Here is a 14,174-nt window from a genome sequence, read left to right as displayed (position 1 = left end):
AACGCAACAAGGGTAAAGCGATGGAGCGGTATGAGGAAAACATTATAACCCAATTGGATTTGCAGCAAAGGCTCATCAAGGTAAACGAACAGATAGAGCAACTGGAGCTACGACTTCAGCCAATTAAGCTACAACTGCAATCACTAAAGGTTCATACAATCAATGAAGCAACCATACAAGAGGTCATGGTAAACTTTCATAAAGTCTTCAAAAAGGCAATGACACAAGAACAGCAGAAACACTTGGTTGCGTTAATCATTAAAGATATAACACTGAATGAAAAGCGCGAGGTTGATAGTATTAAAATTCAATTTAATAATACAGTATTAGATTAATTAACAGAACATGGAGCAGATAGGTCATTAGCAGATGACCTATCTGCTCCTTATTTAATTTACATTATTATTTAGTATAGGAAACATATTTAGATAAATTAATTCCTTTTCGGACTTCGGTCTTATAGGAATCTTTAAGTCCAGAAGCTTTAATAATTTCACTTGCACTATAATTATTTTTAATGATATTTGCGCCATATTTAATTCCAAAAAGATGAATAAATATAACTTGCTCTTTTTCAGGAGCAGTTTCATACATTTTCTTAAGCTCTTTACCTAACTCACTAATAGTCATAAAATCCCTCCACTCTATTTGGTATAATATAACATAAAGTGTCGGCTTTTTTAGAAGTAATAATAAAATTTATATAAGACAGCACTGACATTTATTACTTTATGCAATAGTTAATCAGAATAATTAAATTCAGTGGGGTGGTACTTTGGAAATAATAAATAATTTTTCTGGCAACCATTTAAATGCAATTGACGATATTATAAAAGACTCGGAGATTTTGTATCTAGTAAGTCCCTTTATGTCAGAGTCACCATACTTCTACGATGTATTTTTTAAAAAAATAAGTATAAATAATATCAAAGAAATAATTTTGATAACAACTTTAGATGATTATTCTCCAGATTTATTGAAAAAATCTAATGCTTTATATTGGTTACGTTTGGAATGTTATAAAGCAAAAATAAAATGTACTATTCGCATTGATAATAAACTTCATGGGAAAATTTATATTGGGGTATCTAAAACAACATGTAAAGGGATTATTACTTCGGCTAATTTCACAGAATCTGGATTGAAGAATAAGAATGAATGGGGAGTAATGATTGAGAATAAAGACACCTTTAGAGAGATTATTGAAAAACTAGAGAGCAATAGTATGGAATTAAATGAGCAAACATTAAACGAAATCATCAAAAAGATTGATGATTATAAAAAACAAATGAAAATTACTCCAAAGGAAAAAATTGATTTAAGAATCAGTGACCATTTAAAGAAAAACCAGCTAATGAAAATAACTTCTTCAAGCCCTAAAAGATATTTTCTTAAACCAGTTGGGTATTCAGAACAACCTTTTGCTGAAAATAGAATACTAAATCTATCTGTTGAAAAATTACATTTTGCTAAAAGACCAGCTGCTGTAAGCGTTGGTGATGTTTTAATTTGCTACGGTGTAGGAACAACGAAACTATTAGGATATTTCGAGGTTATTTCTGATGTAATCAATTTAGAAGATGGTAGTAGATGGGAATGGCAAGTGGAAGGGAAAAATTTATATCCTAAATACAGTTTAAATTGGAACAAATTTAACTTAACTTTGTCAAATTTGCAATTAAACTACCCAGAAAAAATACTTACTTATAAGGGTGGCGATACTTTAGGAAGTTTACAATTTGGATCAGATAAAGTTCGATTAAACGAAAATTTTGCTAAGTATTTAATTAATGAAATGGAAAGTCAAATTTAAACCGCACTTAGCCATATTACGGTGAACCGTACCATAAATAAGTGCGTTTTCTCTAATCAAAGCTTATCCAAGACAAATAGGTACTGGATAAGCTTTTCTTTATATAAAAATCTTGCTTATGCTTTAATGCCAATATACTAGCAAATAACATATCTTTCGTTTTGACTAAAACCTTGTTATAATAGGATTATTTTACATATTTAGTTAAACGAGGTGTAGCATGAGTACAGAAATCGTGATGCATTATGTACTGGTGTATATTTTACCTAGTATTTATTTATATATTTTAGGTACATATATATTGGTCAGATCCTATTCTTATAAAAGGGCCAAATTAGTAGCAGCGAGTATTTTTTGTAGTGCCATTGGCTATACAGCTGATTTTATTCGCGTACTTTTGCCAATAGAATTTAGCCATTTTTTACAGCTTTATATTGTGTTATTTGCCGTCAATTTAAGTTTTGCGCTTACTATACACGTAATATATGACATTGTAAAAACTATAAAGCCTTTTAAAATGCCGTTAATCCCCTATATTTTATATGGTTTTCCAGTGTTGATTTTGGGTGTTGGTTTTTTAGAAAGTCAAGCAATAATCTTTGCTATTGTATATATCGCAATGTTGGCAGTTACACTATTTCTTTTATATACAGGCTATAAATATACAAAAATAAAAGAATATCGGTTCTTCTTTAAAGCATGCTTATCGTTTATAGCAATTGCATTTACAGGACTCGCATTTTGGAAGTTAGATTGGAGTCATTTAACGGATGTGCTGCCAGCAACGCCAGGGTTATTTTTGACAGCATTATCAAGTACGCTCATTTCTTATTTACTTGTAAAGACCAATATTATTCCGAGTACTGTGAAGCGTTATTCTGCCCTCTTGGAAAGTTCAGCAACACCGATTGTTATCCTCGATAAAAACAAGCGAGTGCTAGAGGTCAATGAGATAGGGAAACAGGTTTACCAAATGAAGCTTCATACGGATTTCCGAAATTATTTCAACTATACGAATGAGCCAGCTGTCTTAGATCAATTGTTTACTCTTTTAGATGCGGAATCATATATTAAAGGTTATCGAATTACTTATTTAGATGAAAATGGAATAGAGAACATTGTTTTGATGGATGCCTCTAAGGTGAAGATGGTAGAAGAAACATATTATTATTGTATGATACATGAGGTAACATTAGAGTTTCAGAGAAGAAGCTTAAATGAACATTTGGCTTATCATGATGTGCTAACAGGTATATATAATCGTACCTATTTTGAAGAGGAAGTAAAAAGAAAGTTGGCGCAGGACGTAAAAAAAGATAGTGCACTCATCATATGTGATTTAAACTTTTTTAAAGCAATCAATGATACATATGGTCATCAAACAGGGGATAATGTGTTAGTTTTTACAGCCAATTGCTTCCGCGAAAATTTGCCAAGACCACATATTTTAGCACGCTTAGGTGGCGATGAATTTGTCATGTTTTTTGAGGAATTTGAATCGAAGGAACAGTTTTTACAGCAAATAAACGAGGTACGTCATACATTCCAAGTTAACTTGTATAAGCAGGATGATATCGAAATTGAAATTGTACCAAGCCTCGGCATTGCCTTTGTTGAGGAAGATGGCGTAGATTATGAGCAGCTCTATCATACTTGCGATGTGCGTATGTATGAGGATAAAAAAATAATTAAAGAACAATATTTACAAAGGCAAGTATAATGTTCAACACTTTACATATACAAAGGGCACATCATTCAATTGTGATTGAAGAAAAGATGCTAGCAATAGATAAGCGCTACCTTTTCTTTTTAATCTCGGTAAAAAGTAAAGCCAGTTCGGAACAACCATTTCGTTCAGTCGCATAGTATATGGAATAACAATACTAGGAAAGGCGGAGTGCATTGTACCATCCGCAAAATTGGATTCAACCATCCTCTGTTTCACGTGAAATCATTGTGACCGGGAATGGAGCAATAGATGCTCAGCCCGATTACGCTCAAGTTCTGATTGAAGTGCGTACAGAAGGAAAGGATGTCAGTCAAGCGCAGCAAGAAAATGCTATCATCATGAATCGCGTTATTGGTTCACTTGTGGCGTTAAATATTCCAAGAGAGGCCATTCAAACAACAGTTTATACGATTTCGCCAAACTACGATTATATTGAGGGCAGACAGGTGTTCAGAGGCTTTGAGGTACAAAATGCAATTACGGTTCAAATCGCCGATATTAGTCGAGCTGGTACGGTGATTGATACTGCGATACAAAATGGGGCAAATCATGTTTCGTCTATCCAGTTTAAAATAGAAGATTCAGATGCCTACTATCAAAGGGCTCTTCAAATGGCACTGATTAATGCAATAGAGAAGGCCAAAACGATGGCAGAAACAATGCGTATAGCTTTAGACCCGATACCAATCGAAATGATTGAGGAGAGCCAGCATAATGCACCTATTCCCTATAGTGCTCAACTGAGTAATCGAGAAATGATGACACCTATTGCACAGGGGACAATGGCTATTCAAGCTTCTGTACGTGTGACATTTCGATACTAAAAGGCCTCTTTTTCGAGAAGAATCGCGTTGTCCTTCATGCTTTAGAAAATCATTGCTGAATTAGGCACAATAGAAATTACAGACAGTATTCTCCAGATTATATGGAGGATGCTGTTTTTTTTTTTGATAATTAGCCATTTGGATTTCTTTTAATCTCGTTATATTAACAATTTTTTTATTAAATAGTCGTTTTATCTTGTGCACTTTCAACATACATTAAAAAAATTAACCCTATAGGTGGTGGTTCGTTGCTGCTATTTTTTATCGTATTCGCTATTGGTTGTTTGGCTGTTGCACTTATCAAAAAACGTTTCATTATTCTCACCTTTCCTGTGATGGCGCTCATGATGTTAATGCTTGTTAAGATCGTATTAGTCCCGCTTCCTTTAAAGGAAACGCTGCAATTTATTTTTAATTTGAGGTAGATTTTTGAAGAAAGGAGGTCTGTATGAAAAAGATTGACAAAAAAGTGGCTGATGCTTATTTCCGTGAGAAAAATACGTATATGATCATTTATTTCGCAATATGGTTTCTTGTTTCTTATGGGGTGGTAGCGTTTGCGGATTCATTAACACATGTACAGTTTTTAGGGTTCCCATTCCACTATTTTATGGGGGCAATCGGCGCGTTATTGAGCTTTATTGTTTTACTGTTTGTAAATGCCATCGTCGGGGATGCAATTGATAAAAAATATGGGATTGATGATGCACGAAATCAAGAAATCGGTTCAAAGAGTATGGTAGAGCACTAATGGAGGGAGGTTGTATATGGATAGTCAATTTTTAGTATCACTGGTCATTATATTATGTACATTTGCCTTATACATTGGGATTGCTGTTTTTAATACGGCAAAGCAAACGTCTGATTTCTATGTTGCGGGTCGTGGTGTCCCTCCTATTTTTAACGGGATGGCCATCGGGGCAGACTGGATGAGCGCCGCGTCCTTTATTGGAATGGCGGGTACCATCATGCTACTCGGCTATGATGGGTTAGCCTATATTATGGGATGGACAGGCGGTTATCTATTTTTAACGATATTACTCGCACCTCAGCTTCGAAAGTTTGGCCGATTTACTGTACCTGAATTTATTGGGGACCGTTTTAATAGTAAGACTGCGCTTATCATAGCTGCCATTTGTACCATTATTATTAGTTTCACCTATTCAATTGGACAGCTTTCAGGCTCTGGTGTTGTTATCGGTCGACTTTTTGAAATCGATGCCAAAATTGGGACAATGATTGGTGTTGTGCTAATTGCCTTTTATGCTGCATTTGGTGGGATGAAGGGAATTACGTGGACACAGGTGGCCCAATATATCATTTTAATTATTGCGTATTTAGTGCCGGTAATCTTTATGTCCTTACATTTAACGAGTAATCCGTTACCGTGGATTTCTTATGGTGAAATTGTATCGAAAATGGGCGAACTGGACCGAGAGCTCGGTATTTCAGAATACTTTGCGCCTTTTACAAACGGAACGAAATGGCAGTTTTTAGCGCTTATGTTTACATTAATGTGTGGTACAGCCGGACTTCCGCATGTTATTGTGCGCTTCTATACAGTAGGCACAATGAAAGCCGCTCGTTGGTCAGGTGCATGGGCGTTAATTTTTATCGGTCTTTTGTATTTTAGTGCTCCCGCATATGCAGCCTTTGCGCGTTTTATTTTAATGACAGAAGTAGCAGGTAGTAAAATTGCCAATTTGCCTGCTTGGACTCAATCATGGATTGATACTGGAAAATTAATGATCGCCGATACGAATGGTGATGGCGTCCTTCAATGGGCTGAACTTAAGATTGCCAATGACATTGTTGTAATGGCGACACCTGAAATTGCCAATCTAGGCGTATTTGTTATTGGGCTCGTTGCAGCGGGTGCGATGGCGGCTGCATTATCAACAGCAGGCGGCTTAATGATTTCGATTTCTTCTTCATTTGCACATGATATTTATTACCGTATCATCAATCCACAGGCAACTGAACGTAGACGCTTATTTGTAGGGCGTGTTTCGATTATTTTCGCAACACTTCTAGCTGGAATTATTGCACTCAACCCACCTGGAGCCATTACCCAAATTGTTGCGTGGGCATTTGCACTTGCTAGTGGCACCTTCTTCCCGGCACTTGTACTAGGTGTTTGGTGGAAGCGGGCGAATGCAAAAGGAACAATTGCTGGTTTGGTAGTCGGTTTATCTGTAACGCTCCTTTATATTTTCAGTGCCAAATATGCTGGCTTTACGATACTAGGAATTATTGATACAGGCGCAGGTATTTTCGGTGCGACGGCTGCCTTTGCAACGAATATCATTGTGTCCCTCTTAACGCGTGCCCCTGCACAAGAGCTGCAAGACGCGGTAATTAATCTTCGTTACCCAGAACAAATGATTTATAAAGATGGTCAGGTTTATTTAAATGATGGTTCGTCTAAGAAATCATAAATAAAGAAAGTGCGTTTCATGTGAAAAAAATTTAAATTGAATATGGATTTCCTTCATTTGAAAATTATTTTGCTGAATAATTAAAACCAAGAAAAACAAACTAATAAGGCAATCTAATATTGAAGGTGGAGGTAACATATGGAAAATTCAAAGCGACAAGGATCGAAAAATAAATCAAAAAATGCGTTAAGTCTCGGAAAGATGATTGAAAATACAAAGGAAAATATAGACGACGCTGAAATGGGTATGGAATTTGCCTTTCCTGAGGAGCGAGAAAATTTAAAGGACAAAAATGCGCGTCGCAGAACGGCAATTAATCAAATGGAAAAGCAAATTAAAGAAGAAAAGGCTTTTCAGAATAGAAAAGATAGCTTTAAGTAAGAGCATGTAAAGGCCTAATATAATAAGATGTTTAGTTCGTTTTGCTATATAATGTGCCCCCTATCTGGAGCTTAATCAGATAGAGGGCTTTTTGTTATTCAAGGAATTCCTTCAATCGATTGAATTTTGGCAATTGCTAATGTTCGGTGGGCGATTAGAAAACCACAAACAAGCAAAATCTTAAATAATAAGTTCCCATAATAGGCAAGAAAATAGTTCCTTTTTGTTATCTATCATATGTTAATAAAGACACAATCCTAAGGAGAAAGGAAGATAATATTGGTCAATCGAAACAGGCAGGATTTTTGGGGCGGTAATGCAGGGCAAAATCTACCGGGTGGTTATCAGGAATTACCAACGCAGATGGGACCTACACAATTTGAGCAACAACGCGTATCACCAACACAACAATATGTTCAGCGAAATGTGATAAATACAGTCGTACCATACATCCACCCTTCACATTTAACAACGGTGAATCAACATTGCATTAATAATCAGCATTATTTCCCACATACGGAGTCTGTAATTAACGAATGTTTTGAAACAAATACAATGTGCGGAACACCATTTAGACCAAGAGGCTGTAATTGTTCAAAACGTAGAGGTTGGTAAAAAGGAGCCCCGAAAATGCTGTTTAATCAGCGATTTCGGGGCTTCTATTAAGTTAAAGCGACGCGCTGCACAGGAATCCCTACCTGTTGATATTGTTTAAAAATCGCATCATTTAATCTAGCATCCGTAATTATGTGGTCAACATCCGTGAGTGGACAAATTTTAATAGCAACATCTCGCTCGAATTTCGTATGATCGGCTACAACATAGGTTGTTTGTGCAATCCGAACAATGTTGCGTCTCGTTAAAACCTCTTCAAAGCTAAAATCAGATAAGCCACTTTTTAAAGAAATTCCACTTGTACAAATAAAGGCCTTCGAAATATTGAGTTGGTCATATTGAAGCAAAAAGTCATAGGCAATGATCGATTTTTCGGAATGACGAATCTTTCCTCCCATTAAAATAATCTCAACAGAAGTTTGTAATAATTCAATTGCAATGGGCAACGAGTTGGTAATGACGGTGATATTTTTCATCGTACGAATGAATTTTGCAATTTGAAAAGTTGTGGAACCACTATCTAAAAAAATACAATCGCCTTCTTCAATTAAAGCCGCACATTCATGAGCAATTGCTATTTTTTCGTCTAACTGACTGATCATACGTTGCTCAATTAATGTTTCGGTTAATGATTGCTCAGCTTCCCTAATGCCCCCGTAAAACTTTTCAACGAGCCCTTGTTGTACCAGTATTTGGATATCTCGACGTAATGTTTCCATTGAAATTTGAAGCGCTTCTGTTAGCTCAATATGTTTGACAACTTGCTTTGCTCGAACGATTTCCATAATTTTTTGTTGACGTTCTACCGGATACATCTACATCACTCCTCTTTTTTTACTATATCAAAGGTGGTCAACAGTTTGTCAGAAGTTAATGAAAATTTACGCAGCATTTACGCATGTTTACGAAATACTTGCATGTAAATTTACAATTCACTTTTATACTGAGGGTAATCAAGAAGGGGTGACGTAAGTGCTTGAACTTCAACAAATTAAAAAAAGCTTTGGAACGAAGGATGTTTTAAAGGACATTCATTTAACATTACCAAAAGGACAGATCATGTCGCTTCTAGGACCGAGTGGCTGTGGGAAAACAACCCTACTAAATATTATTTTAGGGCTAGAGCAGCAATCGAGCGGAAAAATTATTTGGGATGGCGTGGATATTAGCCAAAAGCCGATGCAAGATCGTGGCTTCAATATTGTCTTTCAAGATTTTGCCTTGTTTCCTCATTTAAATGCATACGACAATATTATTTACGGCTTGCGCAATCAAAAGAAGGATATCGATGAAAATAGTGTCCAAGAATATATTGAATTTTTAGAGCTTAGCCCTCATTTAAAAAAGAAGGTACATGAGCTATCAGGTGGTCAAAAGCAGCGTGTTTCCATTGCACGAACACTCGTTATGCAGCCCGATATTTTATTAATGGACGAGCCATTAAGTGCCTTAGACGGTGTCATTAAAGAAACGATAAAAGAGCGCATTCAGTCGATTTCAAGGGAATTTAATTTAACGACAATTATCGTCACGCATGATCCAGAAGAGGCGTTAACCTTATCCGATCAAGTGGTCATATTAAACGATGGACATATCGCACAATGTGGGAGTCCCGTAGAAATTGTTAATGAACCGGCAAATGAATTTATTGAAAACTTCATCCTGCAACAACTCCGCGTTAAGCGTCAAAATATATATCGTTTATTTGGTGAACAGCATGCTTAAACCAACGATGTTAATGCGTGGCCTATCAATAATATGGCTAGTCATTTTTATATTCTTTTTAGCATTACCATTAGGGGCAGTTGTTGTGAAATCATTTGAAGGAGTGGATGGCTGGACATTACATAATTATGAACAAGCTTTAACAAGCGGGAAGTTCAAAGAGGCTTTTTTCAATAGTGTATGGGTATCAACAATTGCAGCGGTCATTACAACCGTTCTTGCATTTTTATTAGCCTATACGGTTCACTTTACAAATGTTGCAAAGCCAATTAAGAAATTCATTCGGCTTGGTGTGACCTTGCCGATGCTGCTTCCGACAATTACGTATGGCTTTGTGTTAATTTATGCATTTGGTAATCAAGGGATTTTCAGCCGTCTATTTGGTCAGCCGCTATTTACGATTTACGGCTTTAACGGCTTAGTTATCGGCTATGTACTTTACACATTACCAGCTGCATTTTTACTGATGCATAATGCAATGCAGTATATGGATCACCGATTTATTATTGTGTCGCATTTAATGGGAGATGGTAAATGGCGTCGATTTTATCATACGATTTTACGTCCTATGCTGAGCCCGATTGGTGGCGCCTTTATATTGGCTTTTATCCTAAGCTTCACCGATTATGGGATACCGGCTTCCGTGGGGGGCACATATGACGTAATTGCTACGACACTGTATCAAACAATGCTTGGTTCCATTCCGAGCTTCTCGCAAGGGGCAGTTATTTCAATGGCTATGCTAGCGCCGGCCGTTCTAGGGATGATCATGATGGGAATTTTAGAAAGAGGCAATGTCTCCTATAAATCCTTATCACAGCAAGTGGCATTTGCTTCAACAACGAAAACAGTGCTGTTTGGTTCAGGTAGTGTAATCGTAGTGCTGGCTTTAATAGCGGTATTTACACCACTTATTATAGTACCGTTTACGACCGCGTATCCATTTGATTTTGACTTTACACTGGCACATTTCCAAGCCGTTATTCAAATGCCAGAGCTGATGAATGTCTATAGAAATTCATTGCTTGTTGCGATAGGTACAGCGCTTGTTGGGGTCGTCCTTGCATTTGTTGCCGGGCTGCTTAGTGCGCGTACGAAATTAAAAAGTCGCCAAGCCTTTGATGTAATGGCGATGATAACAAATGCAGTACCAGGTATGGTTTTAGGCTTAGGCTATTTGTTTTTCTTTAATAATAGCAGTTTAAAGGGCACATTTTTCATCATTATTGCGTATACAATTATCCACTTCTTTACTACGCCGTTTTTAATGGTAAAAAATGCGCTACAAAAAATGGATCCATCTTGGGAAGTAACAGGTGCTTTACTGCGTGATAGTTGGCTAAAAACGATTTACCGCATTATCTTGCCAAATGTCAAAAAAACTTTAATTGAAGTCTTTAGCTATTACTTCATTAACGCAATGGTAACGGTAAGTGGTGTGATTTTCTTAGTTACAACCCACACGGTATTAGTATCAACAAAGATTAAGGAGTTGCAGCATTTTTCAAAGTTCAATGAAATTTTTATTCTCTCTTTATTTATTTTAGTAACAAATATTTTGGTAAAAGTAGTTTGTGAGTTCTATATAAACCGACAATCGAAAAGGGGTTAAAGAAATGAATAAAAAAGCAATGGGATTTTTAACAGTAGCAAGTTCTGCAATTGTATTAGCTGCATGTGGCAGTAGTAGTGCAAATTCAAATGATCAAGTTATCATTTATTCCAATGCAGATGATGAAGCGATTGAAGTGATGCAAAATACGCTAAATGAGAAGGGCTTTGAAGGAGAGTACATTATTCAATCTGTGGGGACTTCAGAGCTTGGTGGGAAATTATTAGCTGAAGGAAAATCTATCGAAGCAGATGTCGTAACGATGGCTTCTTATTATATCGATAGCGCGGACGCACAGCATGAGATGTTTCTTGATTTAACGTCCTCACAAGCCTTAATCGATGAGATGTCGAATGTCCAATTACCGATTTTAGGGAACGTCGGCTCGATTTTCATTAATACCGAGATGCTAGCGCAAAAAGGGCTAGATACACCAACATCTATCAAGGATTTAACGAATCCCCAATATAAAAATTTAATTTCGATTCCCAATATTATGGATTCGTCTACCGGCTGGCTACTTGTACAAGCAGTCATTGCTGAGTACGGCGAACAGGAAGGGCAGCAAATTTTAGCCGATTTAATTCAAAATGTCGGGCCACATTTAGAAAGCTCAGGCTCTGGTCCCATTAAAAAAGTAAAAACAGGTGAGGTGCCAATTGGATTTGGTCTTCGAGCACAAGCAATTGATGCAAAGGAAGAGGGCCTACCAATTGATACGATTGATCCGATTGAGGGCAATTATTCGTTAGTAGAGTCTGTGGCAGTAATTGATAAGGAAGACGATGAAAAAGAACAGAAAGCCCAAGAAATCGCCTTAACAATTGCCAATGAAGCACGTGTACAATTACTAACACAATACCCAGTAGCTTTATATGAAGGGGAATCGGTAAGCGACGAGCCTGCTTACTTAAAGAAATGGGCAACAACATTAACAGTAGAGCTATTACAACAACATCAAGCGATTTTTGAAGCAGCGAAACAATAGGAGGATCTCATGAACCGATATAAATTATTAACACCAGGACCGTTAACTACAACAAGTACTGTACGCAATGTAATGAACGAAGACCGCTGTACATGGGATGATGAATATAAAGAAATCACACAAATAATTCGCAAGCAATTATTGCAAATTGCCGGTGTAAGTGAAGAAAAATATACAGCTGTCTTAATGCAGGGCAGCGGGAGCTTTGTTGTAGAATCCGTACTAACAACAGCCGTTCGTCCAAGCGATAAGGTGTTGTTTATTACAAATGGTGCATACGGAGAGCGCATGGTGCAAATGGCGACGACAATCGGCCTTTCGCACACACAATATGAAACACCATACGGAGAAGCGGTGGATGCAGCCGATATTGCAGCCATCTTACAACAGGATTCTGCTATCACACACGTCGCAATGGTGCATTGTGAAACGACAACAGGCATTTTAAATCCAATTGAAGCAGTAATCGCCGTTGCAAAACAACAAAATAAACAAGTCATTATTGATGCAATGAGTAGCTTTGGTGGTGTCCCAATTGATGTGTCCGCATTGCAAATTGATTATTTAGTAAGTAGTGCCAATAAGTGCATTCAAGGCGTACCTGGATTCGGCTTTGTCATTGCCAATACCGAGCGTCTAGCGGCATGCAAAGGGGTAGCTCGCAGTGTATCACTCGATTTATATGATCAGTGGCAAGCAATGAAAGTAGATGGAAAATGGCGCTTTACATCTCCTACACATGTAGTCGCTGCATTTGCTCAGGCATTAATTGAATTACAGCAAGAAGGTGGAGTAGCAGCGCGCTATAAACGTTATGCCGCAAGTAACTCGTATTTACGTAAAGAAATGCAGGCAATGGGCTTTGAGCCGTATATTGATGAAGCTCATCAATCACCAATCATTACATCTTATTTTTATCCGAATGAAGGCTTTGAATTTACAGCCTTTTATGAAGCAATTAAACAAAAGGGCTTTGTTTTATATCCTGGGAAATTAACAGATGCCGATACATTCCGCATTGGCAATATTGGGGATATCCATCTAGCAGATATTCAGCAATTAGTCATCGCAATCAAAGAATATATGGGGGTAGAGGTATCATGACAACAAAAATTGAAGGTGTTATTTTTGACTGGGCTGGAACTGCTGTCGATTTTGGCTGCTTTGCGCCGGTAAATGTATTTTTATCCATTTTCAAGAATGAAGGTGTAGAAGTAACATTAGACGAAGCACGCGAGCCAATGGGTATGTTAAAAATAGATCATATTCGTGCAATGCTACAAATGCCGCGAATTCATACGAAATGGCAAGAAGTACATGGGAAAGCATTCAACGAAGAGGATGTTAATCGTTTATACGAGCAGTTCGAGCACCAGTTAATGATTTCACTTGCACAATATACAACACCTATTCATGGCGTGATCGAAACGGTAAAGTGGCTGCGTGCCAATAATATTAAAATTGGCTCCACTACGGGTTACACAAAAGAAATGATGGCCGTTGTCGTACCAGAGGCGAAGAAAAAGGGCTATGCACCAGACCATCTTGTGACACCGACAGATTTAGGAGATTTCGGTCGCCCATACCCGTATATGATTTTTGAAAATATGCGTCAACTTCAACTAAGTCATGTGAAGCAGGTTGTCAAAGTGGGCGATACCGCTTCAGATATAAATGAGGCGCTACATGCAGGTGTATGGGCAGTCGGTGTTCTAATTGGGAGCTCAGAAATGGGTGTGAGCGAAGAGGAATTCCAACAGCTCACAGTCGAGCAACAACAACAGCTTATTGAAAAAACACGTGTAAAATTTGAATCTTACGGTGCACACTTTACTATAGAAACAATGCAACAGCTACCAAAGATTATTGAAGTGATTGAAGCAGGTTTGCAAGAATCCATTTAGTGTAATAGTTAAATTTTTAGGCTATTTAATTCCTACTTTGCATTAGGGGTTAAGTGGCCTAAAGTTTTTTTAGCTTCATACTAAAAAGTGCATACATCTTAATAAAAGTGGGCACTTTATATTAAGACAGTTAGCATTTTGTGAA

At 37.2% G+C, this 14,174-nt stretch carries 15 protein-coding genes; 13 read left to right on the top strand and 2 right to left on the bottom strand.

Going from position 1 to position 14,174, the window contains the following annotated elements:
- Positions 1–20: 20 nt before the first annotated feature.
- On the top strand, positions 21–335 hold the full coding sequence (locus tag MKX47_RS19765; RefSeq protein ID WP_340777552.1) for a hypothetical protein: 315 nt from the start codon (positions 21–23) through the stop codon (positions 333–335).
- 67 nt (positions 336–402) lie between these two features.
- Here MKX47_RS19765 and MKX47_RS19760 read toward each other — a convergent pair whose 3' ends face one another.
- A complete protein-coding gene (locus MKX47_RS19760; protein ID WP_340777549.1) occupies positions 403–630 on the bottom strand; it encodes an HTH-like domain-containing protein in 228 nt (75 codons plus the stop codon).
- 145 nt (positions 631–775) lie between these two features.
- On the opposite strand from MKX47_RS19760, the gene MKX47_RS19755 reads away from it, so the two are divergent.
- The 7 genes from MKX47_RS19755 (at position 776) to MKX47_RS19725 (ending at position 7,800) form a co-directional block, all read left to right on the top strand.
- Positions 776–1,813 carry a restriction endonuclease PLD domain-containing protein gene (locus MKX47_RS19755; protein ID WP_340777547.1) on the top strand — a complete coding sequence of 346 codons (1,038 nt, stop codon included), beginning with the start codon at positions 776–778 and terminating at the stop codon, positions 1,811–1,813.
- Between the two features lie 220 nt (positions 1,814–2,033).
- Positions 2,034–3,533: a sensor domain-containing diguanylate cyclase gene (locus tag MKX47_RS19750; RefSeq protein ID WP_340777545.1), complete on the top strand. Its 1,500-nt coding sequence runs from the start codon at positions 2,034–2,036 to the stop codon at positions 3,531–3,533.
- 182 nt (positions 3,534–3,715) lie between these two features.
- The gene (locus MKX47_RS19745; protein WP_340777543.1) at positions 3,716–4,366 is read left to right on the top strand and encodes an SIMPL domain-containing protein; all 651 of its coding nucleotides are present in this window, start codon (positions 3,716–3,718) and stop codon (positions 4,364–4,366) included.
- A 448-nt stretch (positions 4,367–4,814) separates the two neighbouring features.
- Positions 4,815–5,117, top strand: coding sequence for a DUF4212 domain-containing protein (locus tag MKX47_RS19740; RefSeq protein ID WP_340777541.1), 303 nt, complete (start codon positions 4,815–4,817; stop codon positions 5,115–5,117).
- A 16-nt stretch (positions 5,118–5,133) separates the two neighbouring features.
- Positions 5,134–6,804 carry a sodium:solute symporter family protein gene (locus tag MKX47_RS19735; RefSeq protein ID WP_340777540.1) on the top strand — a complete coding sequence of 557 codons (1,671 nt, stop codon included), beginning with the start codon at positions 5,134–5,136 and terminating at the stop codon, positions 6,802–6,804.
- A 138-nt stretch (positions 6,805–6,942) separates the two neighbouring features.
- On the top strand, positions 6,943–7,185 hold the full coding sequence (locus MKX47_RS19730) for a spore protein Tlp (protein ID WP_340777538.1): 243 nt from the start codon (positions 6,943–6,945) through the stop codon (positions 7,183–7,185).
- 279 nt (positions 7,186–7,464) lie between these two features.
- Positions 7,465–7,800, top strand: coding sequence for a CotD family spore coat protein (locus MKX47_RS19725; protein WP_445683600.1), 336 nt, complete (start codon positions 7,465–7,467; stop codon positions 7,798–7,800).
- Between the two features lie 47 nt (positions 7,801–7,847).
- Here MKX47_RS19725 and MKX47_RS19720 read toward each other — a convergent pair whose 3' ends face one another.
- The gene (locus tag MKX47_RS19720) at positions 7,848–8,615 is read right to left on the bottom strand and encodes a DeoR/GlpR family DNA-binding transcription regulator (RefSeq protein ID WP_340777537.1); all 768 of its coding nucleotides are present in this window, start codon (positions 8,613–8,615) and stop codon (positions 7,848–7,850) included.
- A 157-nt stretch (positions 8,616–8,772) separates the two neighbouring features.
- Between MKX47_RS19720 and MKX47_RS19715 the strand changes: the two genes are divergently transcribed.
- From MKX47_RS19715 to phnX, 5 genes are read left to right on the top strand one after another with little or no spacing between them, the layout of a single operon-like run.
- Entirely contained in the window at positions 8,773–9,525 is a 753-nt protein-coding gene (locus MKX47_RS19715; protein ID WP_340777535.1) for an ABC transporter ATP-binding protein, read from the top strand.
- Positions 9,518–11,137, top strand: a complete 1,620-nt coding sequence (locus MKX47_RS19710; protein ID WP_340777534.1) for an ABC transporter permease subunit — start codon at positions 9,518–9,520, stop codon at positions 11,135–11,137. Before MKX47_RS19715 ends, MKX47_RS19710 begins: the two co-directional genes overlap by 8 nt.
- Positions 11,138–11,141: 4 nt before the next feature.
- Positions 11,142–12,125 carry an extracellular solute-binding protein gene (locus MKX47_RS19705; RefSeq protein ID WP_340777532.1) on the top strand — a complete coding sequence of 328 codons (984 nt, stop codon included), beginning with the start codon at positions 11,142–11,144 and terminating at the stop codon, positions 12,123–12,125.
- A 9-nt stretch (positions 12,126–12,134) separates the two neighbouring features.
- Positions 12,135–13,229 (top strand): 2-aminoethylphosphonate--pyruvate transaminase, encoded by a 1,095-nt coding sequence (phnW, locus tag MKX47_RS19700; RefSeq protein WP_340777530.1) that lies wholly within the window; start codon positions 12,135–12,137, stop codon positions 13,227–13,229.
- Entirely contained in the window at positions 13,226–14,029 is an 804-nt protein-coding gene (gene phnX, locus MKX47_RS19695) for a phosphonoacetaldehyde hydrolase (RefSeq protein WP_340777527.1), read from the top strand. Before phnW ends, phnX begins: the two co-directional genes overlap by 4 nt.
- Positions 14,030–14,174: the final 145 nt, after the last annotated feature.

It is taken from the genome of Solibacillus sp. FSL R7-0668 (genome assembly GCF_038006205.1).
GTDB lineage: Bacteria > Bacillota > Bacilli > Bacillales_A > Planococcaceae > Solibacillus.
The sequence above is the reverse complement of the archived record's forward strand: the minus strand, read 5'-3'. Positions and strand labels throughout refer to the sequence as shown.

Excerpts from the sequence above, each read along its gene's own strand:
- MKX47_RS19765 (WP_340777552.1), top strand. The coding sequence starts at position 21 with ATGGAGCGGTATGAGGAAAACATTATAACCCAATTGGATTTGCAGCAA.
- MKX47_RS19720 (WP_340777537.1), bottom strand. The coding sequence starts at position 8,615 with ATGTATCCGGTAGAACGTCAACAAAAAATTATGGAAATCGTTCGAGCA.
- phnX (WP_340777527.1), top strand. The coding sequence starts at position 13,226 with ATGACAACAAAAATTGAAGGTGTTATTTTTGACTGGGCTGGAACTGCT.
- MKX47_RS19705 (WP_340777532.1), top strand. The coding sequence starts at position 11,142 with ATGAATAAAAAAGCAATGGGATTTTTAACAGTAGCAAGTTCTGCAATT.
- MKX47_RS19730 (WP_340777538.1), top strand. The coding sequence starts at position 6,943 with ATGGAAAATTCAAAGCGACAAGGATCGAAAAATAAATCAAAAAATGCG.
- MKX47_RS19750 (WP_340777545.1), top strand. The coding sequence starts at position 2,034 with ATGAGTACAGAAATCGTGATGCATTATGTACTGGTGTATATTTTACCT.
- MKX47_RS19760 (WP_340777549.1), bottom strand. The coding sequence starts at position 630 with ATGACTATTAGTGAGTTAGGTAAAGAGCTTAAGAAAATGTATGAAACT.
- MKX47_RS19740 (WP_340777541.1), top strand. The coding sequence starts at position 4,815 with ATGAAAAAGATTGACAAAAAAGTGGCTGATGCTTATTTCCGTGAGAAA.
- MKX47_RS19735 (WP_340777540.1), top strand. The coding sequence starts at position 5,134 with ATGGATAGTCAATTTTTAGTATCACTGGTCATTATATTATGTACATTT.
- phnW (WP_340777530.1), top strand. The coding sequence starts at position 12,135 with ATGAACCGATATAAATTATTAACACCAGGACCGTTAACTACAACAAGT.
- MKX47_RS19710 (WP_340777534.1), top strand. The coding sequence starts at position 9,518 with ATGCTTAAACCAACGATGTTAATGCGTGGCCTATCAATAATATGGCTA.